Annotated in this window: 16 protein-coding genes and 1 tRNA gene; 8 read left to right on the forward strand and 9 right to left on the reverse strand. The window is 65.4% G+C overall.

The genetic code is table 11. The features are described 5' to 3' along the window. Window positions 1–39: 39 nt before the first annotated feature. Window positions 40–987 carry an SDR family NAD(P)-dependent oxidoreductase gene (locus tag F6B93_RS14735; RefSeq protein WP_211695750.1) on the forward strand — a complete coding sequence of 316 codons (948 nt, stop codon included), beginning with the start codon at window positions 40–42 and terminating at the stop codon, window positions 985–987. On the opposite strand, the gene F6B93_RS14740 is transcribed toward F6B93_RS14735, so the two are convergent. From F6B93_RS14740 to F6B93_RS14750, 3 genes are read right to left on the reverse strand one after another with little or no spacing between them, the layout of a single operon-like run. Next, on the reverse strand, window positions 971–1,549 hold the full coding sequence (locus F6B93_RS14740; RefSeq protein WP_211695751.1) for a diacylglycerol-binding protein: 579 nt from the start codon (window positions 1,547–1,549) through the stop codon (window positions 971–973). The genes F6B93_RS14735 and F6B93_RS14740 overlap by 17 nt on opposite strands. A 37-nt stretch (window positions 1,550–1,586) precedes the next feature. Next, window positions 1,587–2,444, reverse strand: a complete 858-nt coding sequence (locus F6B93_RS14745; RefSeq protein ID WP_211695752.1) for a CbiQ family ECF transporter T component — start codon at window positions 2,442–2,444, stop codon at window positions 1,587–1,589. Between the two features lie 5 nt (window positions 2,445–2,449). After that, window positions 2,450–4,498 (reverse strand): ABC transporter ATP-binding protein, encoded by a 2,049-nt coding sequence (locus tag F6B93_RS14750; RefSeq protein WP_211695753.1) that lies wholly within the window; start codon window positions 4,496–4,498, stop codon window positions 2,450–2,452. 119 nt (window positions 4,499–4,617) lie between these two features. Between F6B93_RS14750 and F6B93_RS14755 the strand changes: the two genes are divergently transcribed. Together F6B93_RS14755 and F6B93_RS14760 are read left to right on the forward strand one after the other, a co-directional pair. Further along, window positions 4,618–5,106 (forward strand): MarR family winged helix-turn-helix transcriptional regulator, encoded by a 489-nt coding sequence (locus F6B93_RS14755; protein ID WP_211695754.1) that lies wholly within the window; start codon window positions 4,618–4,620, stop codon window positions 5,104–5,106. 251 nt (window positions 5,107–5,357) lie between these two features. Continuing rightward, entirely contained in the window at window positions 5,358–7,556 is a 2,199-nt protein-coding gene (locus F6B93_RS14760; RefSeq protein WP_246540794.1) for an ABC transporter permease, read from the forward strand. Here F6B93_RS14760 and F6B93_RS14765 read toward each other — a convergent pair. Beyond that, the gene (locus tag F6B93_RS14765; protein ID WP_246540795.1) at window positions 7,547–7,954 is read right to left on the reverse strand and encodes an esterase-like activity of phytase family protein; all 408 of its coding nucleotides are present in this window, start codon (window positions 7,952–7,954) and stop codon (window positions 7,547–7,549) included. The two genes, F6B93_RS14760 and F6B93_RS14765, sit on opposite strands and share 10 nt — an antisense overlap. Before the next feature lie 15 nt (window positions 7,955–7,969). Continuing rightward, a complete protein-coding gene (locus tag F6B93_RS14770; RefSeq protein ID WP_211695755.1) occupies window positions 7,970–8,704 on the reverse strand; it encodes a VIT1/CCC1 transporter family protein in 735 nt (244 codons plus the stop codon). 130 nt (window positions 8,705–8,834) lie between these two features. On the opposite strand from F6B93_RS14770, the gene F6B93_RS14775 reads away from it, so the two are divergent. Next, on the forward strand, window positions 8,835–10,775 hold the full coding sequence (locus tag F6B93_RS14775; protein WP_211695756.1) for an acyl-CoA dehydrogenase family protein: 1,941 nt from the start codon (window positions 8,835–8,837) through the stop codon (window positions 10,773–10,775). Between the two features lies 1 nt (window position 10,776). Here the strand turns inward: F6B93_RS14775 and F6B93_RS14780 are convergent, their stop codons facing one another. The 3 genes from F6B93_RS14780 to F6B93_RS14790 all read right to left on the reverse strand — a co-directional run bounded on the left by F6B93_RS14780 (window position 10,777) and on the right by F6B93_RS14790 (window position 13,692). After that, on the reverse strand, window positions 10,777–12,354 hold the full coding sequence (locus F6B93_RS14780; RefSeq protein WP_211695757.1) for a nitrate/nitrite transporter: 1,578 nt from the start codon (window positions 12,352–12,354) through the stop codon (window positions 10,777–10,779). 239 nt (window positions 12,355–12,593) lie between these two features. Next, window positions 12,594–13,082: an LppP/LprE family lipoprotein gene (locus F6B93_RS14785; RefSeq protein ID WP_211699513.1), complete on the reverse strand. Its 489-nt coding sequence runs from the start codon at window positions 13,080–13,082 to the stop codon at window positions 12,594–12,596. A gap of 109 nt (window positions 13,083–13,191) precedes the next feature. Next, a complete protein-coding gene (locus tag F6B93_RS14790) occupies window positions 13,192–13,692 on the reverse strand; it encodes a cupin domain-containing protein (protein ID WP_211695758.1) in 501 nt (166 codons plus the stop codon). 237 nt (window positions 13,693–13,929) lie between these two features. Here F6B93_RS14790 and F6B93_RS14795 point away from each other — a divergent pair, with 237 nt between their 5' ends. The 3 genes from F6B93_RS14795 to cysE all read left to right on the forward strand — a co-directional run bounded on the left by F6B93_RS14795 (window position 13,930) and on the right by cysE (window position 17,514). Then, on the forward strand, window positions 13,930–15,576 hold the full coding sequence (locus tag F6B93_RS14795; protein ID WP_211695759.1) for an NAD-dependent malic enzyme: 1,647 nt from the start codon (window positions 13,930–13,932) through the stop codon (window positions 15,574–15,576). Window positions 15,577–15,889: 313 nt separating this feature from the next. Then, window positions 15,890–16,822, forward strand: a complete 933-nt coding sequence (gene cysK / locus F6B93_RS14800; RefSeq protein ID WP_211695760.1) for a cysteine synthase A — start codon at window positions 15,890–15,892, stop codon at window positions 16,820–16,822. Between the two features lie 2 nt (window positions 16,823–16,824). Further along, window positions 16,825–17,514: a serine O-acetyltransferase gene (cysE, locus tag F6B93_RS14805; protein ID WP_211695761.1), complete on the forward strand. Its 690-nt coding sequence runs from the start codon at window positions 16,825–16,827 to the stop codon at window positions 17,512–17,514. A gap of 114 nt (window positions 17,515–17,628) precedes the next feature. Here cysE and F6B93_RS14810 read toward each other — a convergent pair. Beyond that, window positions 17,629–17,701, reverse strand: a tRNA-Asn gene (locus tag F6B93_RS14810). Window positions 17,702–17,960: 259 nt separating this feature from the next. Between F6B93_RS14810 and F6B93_RS14815 the strand changes: the two genes are divergently transcribed. Further along, window positions 17,961–18,230 (forward strand): hypothetical protein, encoded by a 270-nt coding sequence (locus F6B93_RS14815; RefSeq protein WP_211695762.1) that lies wholly within the window; start codon window positions 17,961–17,963, stop codon window positions 18,228–18,230.

Consider the following 18,230-nt stretch of genomic DNA (forward strand, 5'->3'; position numbering starts at 1 on the left):
CTGTCAGGTATAGGATGGCAGTCGACCAGGGAGATCGCAATGAAGAACACCGCGCGTGTCACCGACGCCTCCGGATCCATGTGGACCGCTGCCGATGTGCCCGACCAGTCCGGCAAGGTCGCCGTCATCACGGGCGCCAACACCGGCATCGGCTATGAGGCCGCGGCCGTTCTCGCCGACAAGGGCGCACACGTCGTACTGGCCGTGCGCAACCTCGACAAGGGCAGGCAAGCGACCGATCGCATCAAGGCCGCTCATCCTGATGCGGCCGTCACCCTGCAACAACTCGACCTCACCTCACTGGTGAACATCCATGCAGCCGCCGAGGAGTTGCGGGCCAACCATCCGCGCATCGATCTACTGATCAACAACGCGGGTGTGATGTGGACCCCCAAGGACACCACCAAAGACCGCTTCGAATTGCAGTTCGGGACCAATCACCTTGGCCATTTTGCGCTCACTGGCCAGCTCCTGAAAAACATGCTGCCCGTTGCGGGGTCGCGGGTGGTAACGATCAGCAGCTTGGGCCATCGGATTCGCGCTCAGATCCACTTCGACGACCTAAACCTGGAGCGCGACTACAACCGGGTGGTCGCCTACGGACAGTCCAAACTGGCCAACCTGCTGTTCACCTACGAGCTGGCGCGACGGCTGACGGCCACCAACGCACCGACGATCGCGGTGGCGGCCCACCCCGGCGCCTCCAACACCGAGCTCACTCGCAACATCCCGGGGATTTTCAGGCCGCCTTTCGAATTGGTGTCGGGACTGTTAGCGCAGAGCGCTGCCATGGGTGCTTTGCCGACGTTGCGCGCGGCGACCGATCCCGGCGTAGGCAACGGCCAGTACTACGGCCCAGGCGGGCTTGGTGAGATGCGCGGCCACCCGAAACTCGTTGGCTCCAGCCCACAATCGCGCGATGCGGACATCCAGCGACGGCTCTGGGCTGTCTCCGAAGAGCTGACTGGCGTCACCTACCCGGTGTAGCCGCTTCGGCCTCGATCTCCCCCACGAGCGCCGCCACCACGCCGAAGGCGAAGTAGAGGGCTGGTAGCCATGGCGCCACACCGAATAGGCCATCGGAGCCCTCGGTGTACCTGAACACGTCGGCGGCTACAAGCCCGATTTCGACTACCACTCCGACAACCGCGGCCAGAGCTCCGCACACGGCCGCGAATCGATCGCCGAGCACACACCAGGTAATCGCGGCAAGAGCGCTGATCAGTACCGTGATCGGAGTCGCCGGCGACGCATGCAGCAACGCGGTCGTGGCGTAAATGCCCAGCACGGCAGCGACCCCGGCCAACCCGTGGCGCACGCTCACCGTGGAGCGGACCGCCGGTAGGTGCAACCGCAGTTCGGCAAGCATGACGGTGGCGATGGCAACGAGGATCGGAAACCATATCGGGCTGCTCCACAGGAAGGGAACTCGATGCGAAGCCGAGAGGTATTCGGTGGTGCCGGTGATGACGTGACAGCGATCGCCAATCAGCCCAGCCCCAGCCCCGAGGGCGAACACCAAGGTCGCGACCGAAACGCGCAGCTTCATGGCCGCACTCTAGTCGCCGCTACCCCGCCCGGCCTGCCTACGAGAGTGACAGCACGGTCTCTATCACCACCGCTGAGCCACTGGCCGCGACCGTGATCGCCAGTGCCACCCAATCCACCAGCTTCGGCCGTGCCGGGTTCGCCGAGAGCTGGCCGGTGCCGCCGCGAGCAGCAATCGCATCCCCCATCTCATCAGCGCGCCGCAGCGTGACCGTCATGGCCGCGGCAAGCAGATCGATCAGCTCCCGGGCGCGCCGTTTGCGTCGAGCCTTGCGGCCCTTCGCTATTCGCTTCGGCCGCAGTCGGCGGGCAGCGTAGAGCACCTGGAACTCGTCAATCAACATCGGGAAGGCGCGCAGCGCGAGCGCCAGAGCGACCGCCCACTCGTCGACCGGGATGCGCAACAGCCGCAGTGGCCGACCCAAAGTCGCTACCGCAGGACCGATTTCGGCGACATTCGTGGTCCAGGACACCATCGCACCCAGACCCAACAACACGATCGACAGCGCGGTGATCCGCAGGAAATGCAACGCACCGCCAAGCCCGAGCTCGACTCCGCCGACGGAGATCACCGGGCTGCCGCCAGCTAGGGCAGCGGTCACGCCGCCGACGGCCAGCACGATCCACAACCAGCGAGGTACCGACGGCAGCGCTCCACGCGGAATATGGGCGATGCGCGCCGCCGCCAGTACCAGTGCGGCCACGACCCCGATCGTCAACCATCCCGGATAGAACGTCAGCAACGCCGAAACGCCAAGAACCACCAGCAGTTTGGTGCCGGCCCACAAGTCGTGGATGGCCGATCCACCCGGAACCGGAACCAGCAGCACCACCGGGCGCCCGGAACGGCGTGCCTCCTCTTGTCCGTTCGGAGACCCCGAAGCAACAGACGTCATGGTCGCTACACCCCCCGCCCGCCGGCCGCGGTGGTCGGTACGGGTTCCAGAGCGCCGTCGCGCAACGCCAGTGTCCGCGGGCAGAGCCCTTCCATCCCGGTGAAGTCATGCGAAATGACCACGACCGTCAGGCCCCGCTCGCGGCGCAGGTCCTCCAGCATCCGCATCAAACCGCGCTGGCTGGCCGCGTCCAACCCCGCCAGCGGCTCGTCGAGGATCAACGCCCGCGGCGAACAGGCAAGCAATCCGGCTAGCACCACCCGACGCATCTGACCCCCGCTGAGCTGGTCGATGCCTCGCTTGGCGAGCGCGGGATCGAGCCCGACGGCGCCCAGCGCCGCACTTACCCGGTCTTCATCGCGTGGCGAAAAGCCCGCTGCTGAGGCAACTTCCCAGTCGACGCGGCTGCGCATGAGCTGCAACCGGGCGGCCTGGAATGACAACGCCACCGCGCCGACCTGCTCGTGAGTCGGCCGGCCGTCCAGCAAGCAGGCACCGCTGGTCGGGATGGTCAGCCCGGCCATGATCCACGCCAGCGTCGACTTGCCCGAGCCGTTGCCACCGTGAATCAATACCCCGTCACCCTGCTCGATCACAACGTTGATATCTCGCAGCGCAGTCTTGGCCCACGGCGTACCTCTGCCGTATTCGTGCCCGACACCCACAAGTTCAAGTACCGGCGGCTGCTCGCCATGCTCCGCACCGGCGGAAAGCACGGGAACATCCGTGGTTTCGACCATGGTGGTGTTGTCCGGCGAGTCGCTGAGATCGATCGTGCGGTCCGCGGACTCGGCCTCGGTGTTGTAGTGCGTGATGTGCACCAGCGCGGTCCGGTGCCGTTTCGTCAAGCCCGATATCACGCCGAGCAGGGCCTCCCGGCCTTGGCGGTCAACCATCGTGGTGACCTCGTCGGCGATGAGCATCGCCGGCTCTCGAGCCAACGCCGCTGCCAGCGCCAGCCGCTGCAGCTCGCCGCCGGACAAACTCCCGGTGTCGCGCTCAGCCAGGCCCGCAAGTCCCACTTCGCTCAGTAATTGGCCGACGTCGATCTTCGTGCCCGGCGGTAGACCCCACACCACGTCGTCAGCGACACGAGTGCCCAGGACCTGGCTTTCTGGATGCTGCAAGACAACCGCCGTGCCGCCCAACTTGCCAAGGCCGACCGCGCCGGGACGTTCCACGATGCCCGACGTCGGTTCGCGGCCGGCCAGCAGCAGCATCAGGGTGGTCTTCCCGGAACCGTTCGGCCCGGTGATCGCTACGTGCTCGCCGACGTGCAGGTCGAGGCTGACCTCGCGCAGCGCGTCTTGGCTCGAACCGGGATAGCGGAACCGCACATTGTCCAACCGCACCGGCACCGGCCCGATCGGGGCGTCGTCGTCGCCGGGTGCGGCGTCGAGTTTGTGCACGTCGGGGATTCCCCGCATCCGCTCTAGCAGGCGGGACAACGCCCACCATCCGAAGATCGACACGACGGTGATCCCGATGGTGAAATGGCCGAGCACTATGAACGGCCAGTAGTGCAGCCCGTCGGCGAGATAGCGCTTCAAGTCTTCGCCGACGCTCTCCAGATGGATCCGCGCCAAGAACGAAGCCAGCCCGTCCATGTTTGCGGTCATGACTTTGAAAATCAGGTGCCGCAGTCGGGTCAGGGCCGCCAGCATGCCGACCATCAACGCGCCGAACGCCAAGCCGGCGAACACCGCGGCCACGACCACCGTGGGGGTGCCCCGGCCCTTGCGCTTGATGACGCCGGTAAGTCCACCGATGTAGGCGCTGTGGACGACCCCCATGAAGCCGCCCAACCCAGCAATGAGGAACGCAATCATCCCTGCGGCGATGGTCGCCGCCGTGAGCGCGCGCAGCCGATATCGATAGGCCAGCAGGGCCATGGGCACGGTGCCCAGCAACGCCAGTCCGGCCGCGAACGGGACGACGACGGAGATGATGGCGGTCACTGCGCACAGCGCCGCCATCACCGCAGCCTGAGCCAACTCGCCCGGTCGCAGTGGTCCACCGCGACGGTGCGCGGGGAGGGGGCCGGACGCGGTCACTTCAACAATTCTGCCAGGCCTGGCTCCATATGATTTGCAGCACACCGCTCCCGGGGGGTTTTGCGCACGAAGGCCGGCACGACTGGTCCCACCTAGCAAAGCTATGAAACGATAGCCCGATGGATTCATCCGCAGCCGCCGCCAACGGGGCCACGGTCGGCGGGCCCGCGCCGGGCCTAGGGGCGGATTTGCTGGGCGTCGTCGCGCAGCTCAACCGGCTGGCTACCCAGCGAATTCAGATGCCACTACCCGCCGCACAGGCCAGGCTGTTGGCCACCATCGAGGCTCAGGGGGAAGCTCGGATCGGCGACCTGGCAGCCGTCGATCACTGTTCGCAACCGACAATGACCACCCAGGTGCGACGACTCGAAGACGCCGGCCTGGTCGCCAGAACCGCCGACCCGGGGGATGCCCGAGCGGTCCGTATCCACATCACATCTGAGGGGATTCGAACCCTGAACACGGTGCGCGCCGACCGCGCCGCCGCCATCGAACCCCAACTCGCCCGACTCGAGCCGACGGACCGCCAGGTGCTCGCGGAGGCGGTCGAGGTATTGCGCCGTCTGCTCGACAACGCCGCCGCGGCGCCAAGCCGCAACACACTGTGAACAAGTGGGTGCATCCGGTGTTTTGAGACCGCTCTGGCGAGTAGAAACAAACTGAACGTCGATCGGTCTGGTGTGATGAGGCGGAGAGGTGGCGGCATGCGGACCGAGGCATCGTGATACCGAGCGCCTCCCCGTTGACCGTGTGGGTCGGAGCCACGCGGTACGTCTTTCACCCCGGCCCTCCCCCCGGCCGCGATATTCGTGTCGGCCGCGGCGCCCAGTGCGACGTCCGCCTGGATTGGCCCGGCCCCATGTACCGAGACGCGACCGGGCAGTACCTCCCCGACGTGCTGCTGCGATTCACGAGCGCGGGGTGGATGGCCATCGATAGCGGCCACACCGGCATCTTCGTCGACGGTGCCCGCGTGTCGACGGTGGATATCCGCGACGGTCAGGCGATCATCGTCGGCGATCCGCAGCGGGGGCCACGGCTGATCTTCCAGCTCACGACCCCGATGGGGCCGACCGATCGACCCACCCACCAACCTGGCGCCGCGGCGTACCCGCCACCGGCCCCGCCCCACCCGGGTCAGCCGACGCAGCCATTGCGGGCCGAAACCGCCGCCGGCGCGATGCCGGCATCCCCCCTCGAGCGAACCACCAGTCCCATGAAATTGCCGCCTTCGTCGGCTGGGGCGGCACAGCGGCCCCCGCGAGAGCCGGTGCGGCCCGAAAGTCGCGGGCCGGCGGAGCGTGCGGCGGAGGTGACGCAACAGTCGCCGTCCGCGCATCCCGACACCGCCTCCGGCGAAGTGGCATCACCAACCAGCCGTCTGCCGCTGAAGTCCGGCGCCCGCACGATCGGTGTGGCCGCATATCAGCTGGGACTTAGCGTCGATGGGCACACGGTGCTCTCGGACGTGTCGTTTACCGCGCGCCCGGGCTCGATGATCGCGGTCATCGGGCCGTCGGCGACCCGCAATGCTTCCTTGCTGGGGCTGGTTGGCGCCACCCGCCCGGCTAGTTCCGGAGTGCTCACGGTGGATGGCCATGATGTGGGCGCCGAGCCCGAGTGGATGCGATCGCGCATCGGGGTAGTACCTCGCGACGACCGCGTGCACCCGCACTTGACGGTCGAAGGCGCGGTGGAGTTTGCCGCCGAACTGCGGCTGCCCCCGGACAGCTCCCCCGACGATCGCCGCCGGCTGGTCGACCAGGTGATCGACGAACTCGAATTGACCGAGCACCGCACAACCCGGATCGCCAAGCTTGGTCCCGAAACGCGCCGATGCGCATCGATGGCAGTCGAATTAATAACCCGGCCGTCGCTGTTGGTCGTCGATCAGCCGAGGGCCGGGAGCGATCCTGGGCACGAAGCCCACGTCATGGCGACGCTGCGCCGGCAGGCCGATCTTGGCTGCGTGGTCGTGATGACCACCTCATCGCTCGCCCACCTGGACATGTGTGACCAGGTGCTGGTGCTCACCGCCGACGGCACAGTGGCCTTCGCCGGGCCACCCAAAGACGTCGAATCCGCCATGGGCACTGCCCATTGGCCGGGCGTCTTGGAGCGGGTCGCCGCCGATCCCGAGGGAGCCCACCGGGCGTTCCTGCGCCGGCGACCTGCGACACCGGCGGCGCCGGCAGTAGCCGACCCAGAGCCTGCGCCTATCGAGCTCACTCTCGGGCAACAGATCTGGCTGGTCGCCCGCCGCCAAGCCCGACTATTGGTTGGCGACCGGCCTTATTGCCTCTTCCTGGCGGTGCTGCCGTTCGCGTTGGCGGCGATGACGCTGCTGATTCCCGGGGACTCCGGCCTGGCCCGGGCGGATCCTTCGGGCACCAACCCACACGAACCGGTTGAGATCTTGGCCGCGCTCAATATTGCCGCGGTGATCATCGGCTTCGCGTTGACGATCCGCGACCTGGTTGGGGAGCGCCGCATCTTTCGCCGCGAACAGTCTGTCGGTCTGTCAGCAACGGCCTACCTGGCGGGCAAAGTCATCGTGTTCAGCGTGGCCGCAGCAGTCCAGACAGCCATCCTCACCACCATCGTCATCGCCGTCAAAGGCGGGCCCGCGCGCGGCGCCGTCCTGTTGCACAATCCGGCTGTTGAGCTCTACGTGAGCGTGGCAGCCACGGCCATCGTTTCGGCGGTCGTGGGGCTGGCGCTGTCCTCGCTGGGGACGTCGCTGCGGGAGGTGCTGCCGCTGCTGGTGCCGGCGATCCTCGCGTCCCTGCTTTTCGCCGGGGGCCTGATTGGGCTGGTGGGCACGTGGGGCTTCGACCAGATCTCGTGGCTCATCCCGGCCCAGTGGGGTTTCGCCGCGTCGGCTTCCACCGTCGATATGCGCAGAGTGGAATCGCTGACTACCGACGTCGCGCCGTGGACCCACTACTGGGGCTGGTGGATGTTCGACATGATCATCCTGCTCGGACTGGGCGCGCTATGGGCGGGATTCGTCCGCTACCGGCTACGGCGGCCATGGGTGAGAAATTGTTATCGCTGACCCACACCACGGATTGACGGCCGCTGGGGAATTTCGGTCCGAGGGTGATGCCCGCGATGCGGCCGCCCGAGTACCAGAAATGTTGTGTCGGAGTGCGCGACGAAATCTGAGGCACCGTTGCGATCAGCCGGCGGGACAGCGGCATCCATGGGATATGCGTACTGCGCCGTGGGGACCCTGGTGGCGACGTCGAACCTCGTGACCCGAGTCAGCACTGGGAGGGCGTCTCTGGTTATGTGCCCGTCGTTATAGCCCGGGTCTTCCATCGCTGCGAACAGCGACGCACCGTCGGGCGTCAGCGTCAGCCCCTCCAGCGCCCGATTGCGGCGCGGCCCAGAGGGCTGCGTGGACATCGACAGACCCGGCGGCAACGTGAACTCACCCAGGTAGGCGAGCATCGGTGTCACTCGGTATCAGATGACCGCTGCGACAAGCAGCCCGACCAGGTAGGTGGCGGCGACGGCGACCGCGCCGAACATCAACTGGCGGGAGGCGGCCCACCACACTGGTTTGCGGGTGAACGGCGCAGTCAGGCCACCCGCGATCAGCAGCCCACCCGCGCCGCACAGCAGCCCGGCGGACAGCGACCCATATCCAAGAAGGTAGGGGAACAACGGGATCAGCGCTCCAATGGCGAACATGACGAACGACACCATCGCGGCCACCCTGGCGGACGGCTTCTCGGCAGGGTCAATGCCGATCTCCTGCACCATGTGGAAATTGACCGCACGGTCCTCGTCGCGGTGGATCTCTTCGGTGGCGGCCCGCGCGGTTTTCTCGGTCATACCCATGTCGACCAGCATGTCGACAAGTTCAGCCCGCTCGGCGTGCGGTCGGCCTCGCAGGAACCTGCGCTCGAGGCGGACCTCGGACTCAATCTGCTCGTTCGACGTGGTCACCGAGGTGTACTCGCCGATTGCCATCGAGAATGCGCCCGCCAGCAAACCGGCGATGCCGCTAACCATGGTGGTATGGGCGCTTTCACCGGCGGCCACACCTGCGATCAGAGCGGTGTTACTCACCAATCCGTCCATCGCGCCGAAAGTGGCCGCCCGCAGCCAGCCGCCGCTGACATCGGAATGGGTGTGCCCAACGTCGTGCGCCGGTTGGGGATGCTGCGTCGAATCGCCTGAGCCTGGCTGGGACATGCCCCCATCTAACGACCGAGCGCAGCCATCATCGAAACTCGCCCCGCCGTAGCCCGTCGCTTCATCCAGCCGCGAGCCCCGTTTGACCCCGAATGGTTTTCCAGGCACGGGTGGCGGGTTACCGTCGGGTATGGCGCCGGACATGACAAGCACTGCCGAACATCTGCGCAACGCGCTGGACGGGCGTTGGCGTGACGTGAAGAACGAGACGCGGGAAAAGCTGCAGCATGAGGCGTTCCGCCCGCACTACACCCCGAACACCGCCATCGCCCGCGCCAAAGTGGCCGAGCAGATGAGGATCCTCGCCGCCGCCGGAATCTCCGACGAGGGCTTCCGCAAGGAGCACGGCGGGACCGGCGATGTCGGTGCGGCGATCACGATGATCGAGATGGTCGCGATGTCGGATCTGTCCCTCATGGTCAAGGCCGGAGTGCAATGGGGCCTGTTCGGTGGTGCCGTCGAGAACCTCGGCACCGAACGCCACCACGACACCTACGTCCCCAAGATCATCAACCTGGAACTCCTCGGCTGTTTCGCCATGACCGAGACCGGACACGGCAGTGACGTCCAGGCGCTGGAAACAACAGCGACCTATGACGCCCACACCGAAGAGTTCATTGTCCACTCCCCCACTCCGTCAGCCCGCAAGGACTACATCGGAGGTGCCGCCGAAACCGCGACTATTGCAGCGGTTTTCGCGCAGTTGGTCACCACGACCGGCGGCGAGGCAGTCAACCATGGCGTGCACTGCGTGTTGGTGCCCATCCGGGACGCGGCGGGCAATGATCTTCCTGGTGTGACGACGTCGGACTGCCACTACAAAGGGGGGCTGCCCGGCGTCGACAACGGCCGCATCGTGTTCGACCAGGTACGCGTACCGCGGGAGAACCTGCTGAACAAGTACGGCGACGTCGCACCGGACGGCACCTATAGCTCACCGATCGACAACCCGAACCGCCGGTTCTTCACCATGATCGGCACCCTCATCCGGGGCCGAGTCACCGTCGGTGGTAGCGCAGCCGCCGCTGCTCGCGTCGCGCTGGACATCGCCACCCGATATGCGTTGCAACGCAGGCAATTCAGCGCTCCTGACGATGACCGCGAAGTGCTGATCATGGATTATCTGGTCCACCAGCGGCGGCTGCTGCCGTTGATCGCGCGGTCGTATGCGTTGCAGTTCGCACAAAACGAGCTGGTATCCAAGTGCCACGACTTACAAACGTCGGACGTCGTCGACGCCGACGAGCAGCGCGAGCTGGAAGCCCGCGCCGCCGGGCTGAAAGCTGCCAATACCTGGCACGCGAGCCGGGCTATCCAAGAGGCGCGCGAGGCCTGCGGCGGAGCGGGCTATATGGCCGAGAACCGGCTGATCGAGCTGCGGGCGGACACCGACGTGTTCACCACCTTCGAAGGTGACAACCATGTGCTGACCCAGTTGGTGGCCAAGGAGCTGCTCACCGCCTACGCCGACGACATCCGAAGCATGAGCCCAGTCGAATGGGTACGCTTCGCCGCCAATGCCGTCGGCGATCGCGTGATGAAACGCACCGCGGCCGAGGCGATCATGCAGCGGATCGTGGACGCGCGCCAGGACAGCGAAGAGGAAGGCAGCCTGTTCAACCGCGGCACCCAGGTCAACATGTTTGAGGAGCGTGAGGACTATCTGCTGTCGTCGGTCGCGCGCCGCCTGCAGGGCAAGTCCAAAGAGATGTCGGCGTTCGATGCGTTCAATGCCGTGCAGGACCATGTGATGCACGCCGCTGCGGCCCACATTGACCGCGTAGTGCTGGAAGCGTTTGTCGCCGGGATCGAGGCGTGCCCAGACCCGGAGGCCCGCAGACTGCTCGGCATCGTGTGCGACCTGTATGCGCTGACGGTGATCGAGGAGGACAAGGCCTGGTTCATCGCGCACCGGTACCTGTCCACCGAGCGGGCCAAGGCGGTGACTCGTGGCATCAACGATCGGTGTCGGGCGCTGCGCCCACACGCCGAGACACTCGTCGACGGCTTCGGTATTCCAGCGCCGCTGCGTTACGCGGAGATGCTGCAACCCGAGACGTCATCGGACTGAATCAGGGTCCGAGAATCCTGGCCCGTGCCGGCCGGGAGGCGGGCTGCAACGCGGGCTGCGGTGCCGGTGACGGCTGCACCCCCACCAGACTTGCGACCGGCCGGCGCACGTAGACCTTCCAGGTGAGGATCGCGGCAGCAGCGTAGAAGATCATGAAGACCCAGAACGCCTCGGTCGCAGCGCCGGAGCTCACGTAAGACTCCCGCAGCGCGAGATTGATCCCCACCCCGCCGAGTGCACCCATGGCCGCCACGAAACCGATGACGACACCCGAGATGATGCGGGACCACTCGCGCCGTTCGGCTTCTCCCTGACAACGGCCCAGATCCAGCGAGCGACCGCACGCTTCGAAAACCGTCGGGATCATCTTGTACACGGACCCATTGCCCAACCCGGACAAGATGAACAGCGCAATGAAGCAGACAACGTAGCCGGCCATGGTTGCGCCCCGATGCGGGCCGGGGTGTCGCTCTTCGAGGGTGCTTGCGCTGATCAGCAGACCGGCCACCAGTGTCATCGCAACGAAGACGGTCAGGGTCAGACGGCTTCCGCCAATCTTGTCGGCGAGGCGGCCACCGTAAACCCGGGCTAGGGCCGCCATCAGGGGTCCGACGAAGGCCAGTTGGGCGGCGTGCAACGCGGCCGGCCCCGCATCTTGGCCGCCCGCCATGAAGTTGGTTTGCAGTACCTGGCCGAACGCGAACGAGAAACCGATGAAAGAGCCGAAAGTGCCGAGGTAGAGCAGCGAGAGTAACCATGAGTCGCGATGCGACAGGACCGCAGAAACGATGGGCCGCAGCCGGTTCACTTCGACCCGGTGCTGGTCGACGTTGTTCATGAACAGCGCGGCGCCGACTCCCGCCAATGCCAGCAGAACCGCATACAGCCCGCAGACTAGGTAGGGCTTTTCCCCGCAGCCGATGGCGATCACCATCAATCCGACGAGCTGAATCGCTGGGACCCCCAAATTGCCTATACCACCGGCGATTCCGAGGGCCGAACCCTTGAGGCGGTGGGGGTAGAACGCGTTGGCGTTGCTCATCGATGCCGCAAAATTCCCGCCGCCCAGCCCGGTCAGTGCCGCGCACAGCAGGTAGGGCCACAGCGGCAGTCCCGGATGGGTCAAGAGGATCATCGTGCCAATCGTGGGAATCAGCAACACGATTGCCGCGAAGGTCGTCCAATTTCGACCGCCAAAGATCGCGGTGGCCAACGAGTAGGGCATCCGCAGGCTGGCGCCGACCAGGGTGGCGACGGTATCGAGCAGAAACTTGTCACCCGTCGAAAGAGCGTAAATGTCTTCGGGCATGAGTAGCACCAGCACCGGCCATAGCGTCCATACCGAATAGCCAACGTGCACGGTCAGCGCGGACCAGAGCAGATTGCGTCGGGCAACGATCTTGTTGCCCGCTTCCCAGCCCAGCAGATCCTCGGGATCCCAGTGCGAAATGCGAGCTGAACCACCCAAACGTCGCGCCTTGGGATTCGAATCGCCCTGTGCGAAGCCAGATGCAGCCGCCGTTTCGCGACTGGGCCTGCGCGGCGAGCTCTCGCGTTGTAGCAGCTTCCGCTGTTCCATGACCCTCCTTGGTCCCGGCCTCGCCTGAGGCGGCACAAGGCTTACAGACTGCCAGCGCGGGCCGCACGCAGCATGTCGGGCACAGCCTGAAACTCCTGAAGAAGTCCTGTAAAACTGCTGTAGGCCAAGAAATTCAGTGATGTCGACCACAAGCAGAGCCGCTGGCAGCGCAGGTCACACCGACAACTGAGAACGCCGGTAATCGATTGCCTAGCAAACCTATTGATAGCTACTGATAGCTACTCATGGGGTATCGCGCCGCGCGCCTGCAACGCGCCGTCCGGTCCGATCTGGAATCGCACGGTGCTCTTGCCACTAGGACAGCACTCCTTATCACCACTGACGCGCCATCGGTACTCAACCGTCACCGTGTCATCGCCCGGAGGCAAGACGGTGATGTACGGCCTAGGGTTCGGGGTGGGTGAACCCAGCGGAGCGTTGTGACTAAAGAACAAGAGCTGCTGAGGAGTCGACTCCGAAGCAATGGTCGGAATGATCTGCACCCAGTACAACCGACAGTTGCGAGTATGTCCCCGAGTGACTTCGACCCAGGCCGAGTGCGGCACCACGATGGGAACCGCGGCGATGGCCCGCCGCACCGCGGCGGGCGTGGGACCATCGGAGTCCCCGCAGGCGTCCGGTGACTTCGGTGCCGATGTCGAATGCTGCTGGCTGCAACCGCCCGTCAACAACACCAGAATCAGGCCCAGGATCGAGCCCAGAAGCATCCGGATCCCGCCCCACCGACAGCGCACTTCGCGAGCTTAGCGAAGACCAGGAATGCCACCAGTTTCGCTGATGCCGGGTACCGTCTGCAGCGTCGGGCAGGGCGGCTTGTCACAGGGTTGGGGGCGGGCCCACGATCTCGATGCCGTAGGAACGTGCGAGTGCGGCCAGCGCGGCCGGGTCGGGCGGCACCTCGTCGGGAGGCATCGTGTCGGCCAAGCTAGCGGGTGTACCCGCGGCGAGGACGAACCGGTCAAAACCGGCTGGCGTGTGAAACGTGAGGACCCGAGCCTGCGGACTCGTCACCACGAACGCATGCGGCAGCCCGCGAGGAAGAACCGCGACCGCTCCCGCCCCTGGGGTGTGCACCTGACCACCTACCTCCACGCGCAACTCGCCCTCGATCACAAAGAACGTTTCCTCGTCAGCAAGGTGCCGATGCATCGGACTGCCGTAGCCCCGCTCACACTGGTGTTCCAAAACCGCCAGACTCCCGGCCGTCGCGTCGCCACCAGCGCGAATCCGAACCAGTGCACCGAGGAACCATACTGCCTGTTGACTCTCTGAAGTGAGAATCGCCGGGGTGCTCACGGCGCCGTTCTGAAAGGTCATAAACCCATCAGACACTGGCGAGCCCAAACCGTGTCCGCCTGGGTGAACTCTAGGCGTCCCTCACCGACAGTGTCCCCTGGTCTTGTCGAATTGGATCACCCATGCACACCCAGCGCGCCGTGGCGGAGCAACCGCGTGCCGTTCAGCCCAAACCGCGTTAACGTGACCTGACGCGCCCAACACCACCCGCTGCCGGTCGGGGCACAACCGCCCCCCACAGTCTGGAGGGAGGAATCAATGGACGATGCCCGCGTACCCCGGCTCCCGGCGGCCTTGGCCTCGCCGAGCCTCAACCGCGGTGTGGGCTTCACCCACGAGGAACGACGACGGCTGGGGCTGACCGGGCGACTCCCCTCCGGCGTGCTCACGCTCGACCAGCAGGCGGAACGCGTATGGCATCAGTTACAAAGCCTCGCAACGGATCTGGCACGGAACCTGCTCCTGGAGCAGCTTCACTACCGGCACGAACTCCTGTATTTCAAAGTACTCATTGAACACCTGACTGAGCTGATGCCCGTGGTGTACACCCCGACCGTCGGAGAGGCGATCCAACGCTTCTCCGATGAATACCGTGGCCAACGCGGCTTGTATCTCTGCATCAACCGGCCCCACGAGATCGCGGATTCTTTTGCGACATTTGGTCTCGGTCCCGATGATGTCGATCTGATCGTCTGCACCGACGCCGAAGCCATCCTAGGAATCGGCGACTGGGGCGTCGGTGGCATCCAAATCGCAGTGGGCAAGCTGGCGCTCTACACCGCCGGCGGCGGCATCGATCCGCGCCGCACCATCGCGGTGTCACTGGACGTCGGCACCGACAACGAGCAACTGCTCCAGGACGCCTTCTATCTCGGGAATCGGCACGGCAGGCGGCGCGGTCCGGAATACGACGATTTCATCAGGCGCTACATCGAGACGGCTCAACGCTTGTTCCCGCGCGCCATTCTGCACTTCGAAGACTTCGGATCGGAGAACGCACGCAAGATTCTGGACACCTACGGCGCCGACTACTGCATATTCAACGACGACATGCAGGGTACCGGCGCAGTGGTCCTCGCTGCGGTCTACGGAGGGCTGCACGTCACCGGTGTCCCGCTGCGCGATCAACGCATCGTCGTCTTTGGCGCCGGGACCGCGGGGATCGGAGTCGCCGACCAGATCCGCGACGCGATGGTGGCCGACGGGGCCTCGATCGAGCAGGCCACGTCCCAGATCTGGCCGATCGACAGGCAAGGATTGCTGTTCGACGACATGGACAACCTGCGCGACTTCCAAGTGAGGTATGCAAAGAACCGACGACAACTCGGGGTGCCCGCAGCGCAGAGCATCGGACTGGTCGACGTCATCACGCGAGCCTCCCCGACCATCTTGCTCGGTTGCTCCGCAGTCCCTGGAGCGTTCACCCGCGAGGTCGTCGAGGCGATGGCGGCCTCGGTCGACCAACCCATGATCTTCCCTCTGTCCAACCCAACCTCGCGAATGGAAGCGATGCCCGCCGACCTGCTGGCATGGTCGAAGGGCAAAGCCCTGCTTGCCAGTGGCAGCCCGGTGCCACCTGTCGAATACAGCGGAGCCACCTACAGCATCGGCCAGGCCAACAACATGTTGGTCTTTCCAGGTATCGGGCTGGGCACCGTGCTCGCCGGCGCTCGGCGGGTGACCCCGAACATGCTCCATGCTGCAGCGAAATCGCTAGCACAACAGGCTATTCCGTCCCGACCCGGCGATTCCCTGCTACCCGACGCGGCGCACCTACGCGCCATCTCGGCGGCGGTCGCCGAGGCCGTCTATCAGGCCGCCATCGAAGACCAGGTCGCCACCAAGACGCACACGGACGCCGCGCAAGCCGTTCTCGACACGATGTGGCTGCCCACGTACAACTAAGCCAGCCCCGGGCCATGGATGCCTAACCCCCGTTGTGCCCCTATAGTGGGGCCTATGCAACGGGCCGTACACCTGCGCTTTGTCCGCTCGCGCTGCCTAGACGCCGACTGTTGTTGTTGATTCCGAACGCCGCGCGTTGATCCTCGCGCTCCTGCCGAAACATGTGAAGAACTACAGCCGTCGGATGCTGATCGCACTGGCCTACAGGAAGCACATCGCCACCAACGTCAATCACGTTCGACGCAACCTGGGACCCGACAAGACCCGCGCCGACATCTCAAGGAAATGACGAGCAACAGATGAGCAGCAAAAGATGAACATTGCCGAGGACATCACACAACTCATTGGGAGCACACCGCTGGTTCGGTTGCACCGCGTCACCGAGGGCGCCGTCGCGGATGTGGTTGCCAAGCTCGAGTACTTCAATCCAGCTAACAGCGTGAAGGACCGGATCGGCGTAGCCATGCTCGACGCTGCCGAACAAGCGGGCCTGATCAAGCCGGACACCATCATCCTTGAACCGACGAGCGGCAACACGGGCATCGCCCTGGCGATGGTGTGTGCGGCACGCGGCTACCGGTGCGTGCTGACGATGCCGGAAACGATGAGCATCGAACGACGAATGCTGCTGCGCGCCTACGGTGCCGAACTCGTCCTCACTCCGGGGCCCGACGGCATGCCGGGCGCGATCGCCAAGGCCGAGGAGCTGGCCAAGACCGATCAACGCTTTTTCGTGCCTCAGCAGTTCGAGAACCCCGCGAATCCTGCCATCCACCGCGCCACCACCGCCGAGGAAGTGTGGCGCGACACCGGCGGAAACGTCGACATCTTCGTCGCGGGAGTCGGCACCGGCGGCACGATCACCGGAGTCGGCCACGTCATCAAGGAACGCAAACCGACGGCACAGTTCGTGGCCGTCGAACCGGCGGCATCGCCCGTACTGTCCGGCGGCCAGAAGGGACCTCACCCGATCCAGGGCATCGGTGCCGGGTTCGTCCCACCGGTACTCGACGAGGATCTGGTCGACGAGATCATCACTGTCGGCAATGAGGACGCGCTCAACCTAGCGCGTCGGCTCGCCCGCGAAGAGGGATTGCTGGTCGGTATTTCCTCCGGCGCAGCCGCGGTAGCCGCACTACAGGTGGCACGGCGGCCGGAAAACGCCGGAAAGCTGGTCGTCGTTGTCCTCCCGGACTTTGGCGAGCGATATCTGAGCACAACGTTGTTCGCCGACGTGACGGACTAGCAATGCTGGCGGCCATGATGCGTGACATCCGAGCGGCGCGGCAGCGGGATCCCGCCGCCCCGACCACGCTGGAGGTCATCATCTGCTACCCCGGCGTGCACGCCGTGTGGGGCCACCGACTCGGCCACTGGCTCTGGAACCATCGCGCCAGGCTGCTGGCGCGAGCGTTGAGCGAGCTCACCCGGATCCTGACCGGGGTCGATATCCATCCGGGTGCCGTGATCGGCGCCGGGGTATTCATCGACCACGCGACCGGCGTGGTGATCGGGGAGACCGCCGAGGTGGGCGACGACGTCACCCTGTACCACGGCGTTACCCTCGGCGGCAGCGGCATCGATTGCGGAAAGCGTCACCCCACCGTCGGTGACCACGTCACGATCGGCGCTGGGGCCAAGGTCCTGGGTCCGATCAAAATCGGCGAGGGCAGCCGGATCGGCGCCAACGCCGTCGTGGTCAAGCCGGTCCCCCCAGACTCAGTTGTCGTAGGCGTCCCCGGACAGATCATCGACCACAGCCAACCCGGGCCGGGCGGCCCCTACGACTGGCGGTTGCCCGACCTCGTGGGGGCCAGCCTCGACTCCCTGCTGACCCGGGTGGCCAAGTTGGAGGCGCTCAGCGATGGTCAGCAGACCGGACGCGTCATCCGGCCACCCGAAGCCGGGGTATGGCATGGCGAAGACTTTTCCATCTGAAGTCCATCTGAGGTCCATCTGAGGTCATGCCCGGCTGTTGCTGGCAGGCTGACAGAGGGCTCAACAACCAGGGCCAACGACAGGGGCCGCGTCAACGCGACAGAAAACGCTCGGCTCCCCCGGGAGGACTCGAACCTCCAACCCTTCGGTTAACAGCCGAACGCTCTGCCAATTGAGCTACAGGGGACCGCTACACCCACGCGAATGCGTGAGCAGCAGATCGCGGGACGACTCTAGCGTACTGGCTTGCCAACCCCCAATGAGAGGAATGGCCCCAATGACAGGAATCGGCCCCAATGATAGGGACCGGGCACTGTGGCCGTATATCGTGAATCGAGGGTGCGGGCCACCGTGCTTAGCGGGAATGCCTAGGGGGATCGGGCACGCGCGCAACCCGGCCCGTGGGGCAGGATAGAACCAACGCACAGCTAGTCGGAGGGACCGCTTTGATCGGGTATGTCGTCGTGCTTGGACTGGGTTACGTGTTGGGCGCGAAAGCCGGGCGCCGCCGCTACGAGCAGATCGCCGGCACCTATCGCGCTATCACCAGCAGTCCCGCGGCCAAGTCCGTGATCGAAGCCGGGCGCCGCAAGATCGCCAATCGGGTCTCCCCCGATAGCGGCTTTGTGACTCTGGCCGAGATTGACGATCAGACGGCGGTTCTGGAACGCGATGTCGAGCGCGCCGTCGACCCGCAACCAAAAACCGCGCCCTGA

This window comes from Mycobacterium spongiae, assembly GCF_018278905.1.
GTDB lineage: Bacteria > Actinomycetota > Actinomycetes > Mycobacteriales > Mycobacteriaceae > Mycobacterium > Mycobacterium spongiae.

Coding starts and splice junctions, on each gene's coding strand:
- cysK (WP_211695760.1), top strand. CDS start 15,890: ATGAACATTGCCGAGGACATCACACAACTCATTGGGAGCACACCGCTG.
- F6B93_RS14780 (WP_211695757.1), bottom strand. CDS start 12,354: ATGGAACAGCGGAAGCTGCTACAACGCGAGAGCTCGCCGCGCAGGCCC.
- F6B93_RS14735 (WP_211695750.1), top strand. CDS start 40: ATGAAGAACACCGCGCGTGTCACCGACGCCTCCGGATCCATGTGGACC.
- F6B93_RS14795 (WP_211695759.1), top strand. CDS start 13,930: ATGGACGATGCCCGCGTACCCCGGCTCCCGGCGGCCTTGGCCTCGCCG.
- F6B93_RS14760 (WP_246540794.1), top strand. CDS start 5,358: ATGTACCGAGACGCGACCGGGCAGTACCTCCCCGACGTGCTGCTGCGA.
- F6B93_RS14775 (WP_211695756.1), top strand. CDS start 8,835: ATGGCGCCGGACATGACAAGCACTGCCGAACATCTGCGCAACGCGCTG.
- F6B93_RS14770 (WP_211695755.1), bottom strand. CDS start 8,704: ATGTCCCAGCCAGGCTCAGGCGATTCGACGCAGCATCCCCAACCGGCG.
- F6B93_RS14740 (WP_211695751.1), bottom strand. CDS start 1,549: ATGAAGCTGCGCGTTTCGGTCGCGACCTTGGTGTTCGCCCTCGGGGCT.
- F6B93_RS14745 (WP_211695752.1), bottom strand. CDS start 2,444: ATGACGTCTGTTGCTTCGGGGTCTCCGAACGGACAAGAGGAGGCACGC.
- F6B93_RS14790 (WP_211695758.1), bottom strand. CDS start 13,692: ATGACCTTTCAGAACGGCGCCGTGAGCACCCCGGCGATTCTCACTTCA.
- cysE (WP_211695761.1), top strand. CDS start 16,825: ATGCTGGCGGCCATGATGCGTGACATCCGAGCGGCGCGGCAGCGGGAT.
- F6B93_RS14785 (WP_211699513.1), bottom strand. CDS start 13,082: ATGCTTCTGGGCTCGATCCTGGGCCTGATTCTGGTGTTGTTGACGGGC.
- F6B93_RS14755 (WP_211695754.1), top strand. CDS start 4,618: ATGGATTCATCCGCAGCCGCCGCCAACGGGGCCACGGTCGGCGGGCCC.
- F6B93_RS14765 (WP_246540795.1), bottom strand. CDS start 7,954: ATGCTCGCCTACCTGGGTGAGTTCACGTTGCCGCCGGGTCTGTCGATG.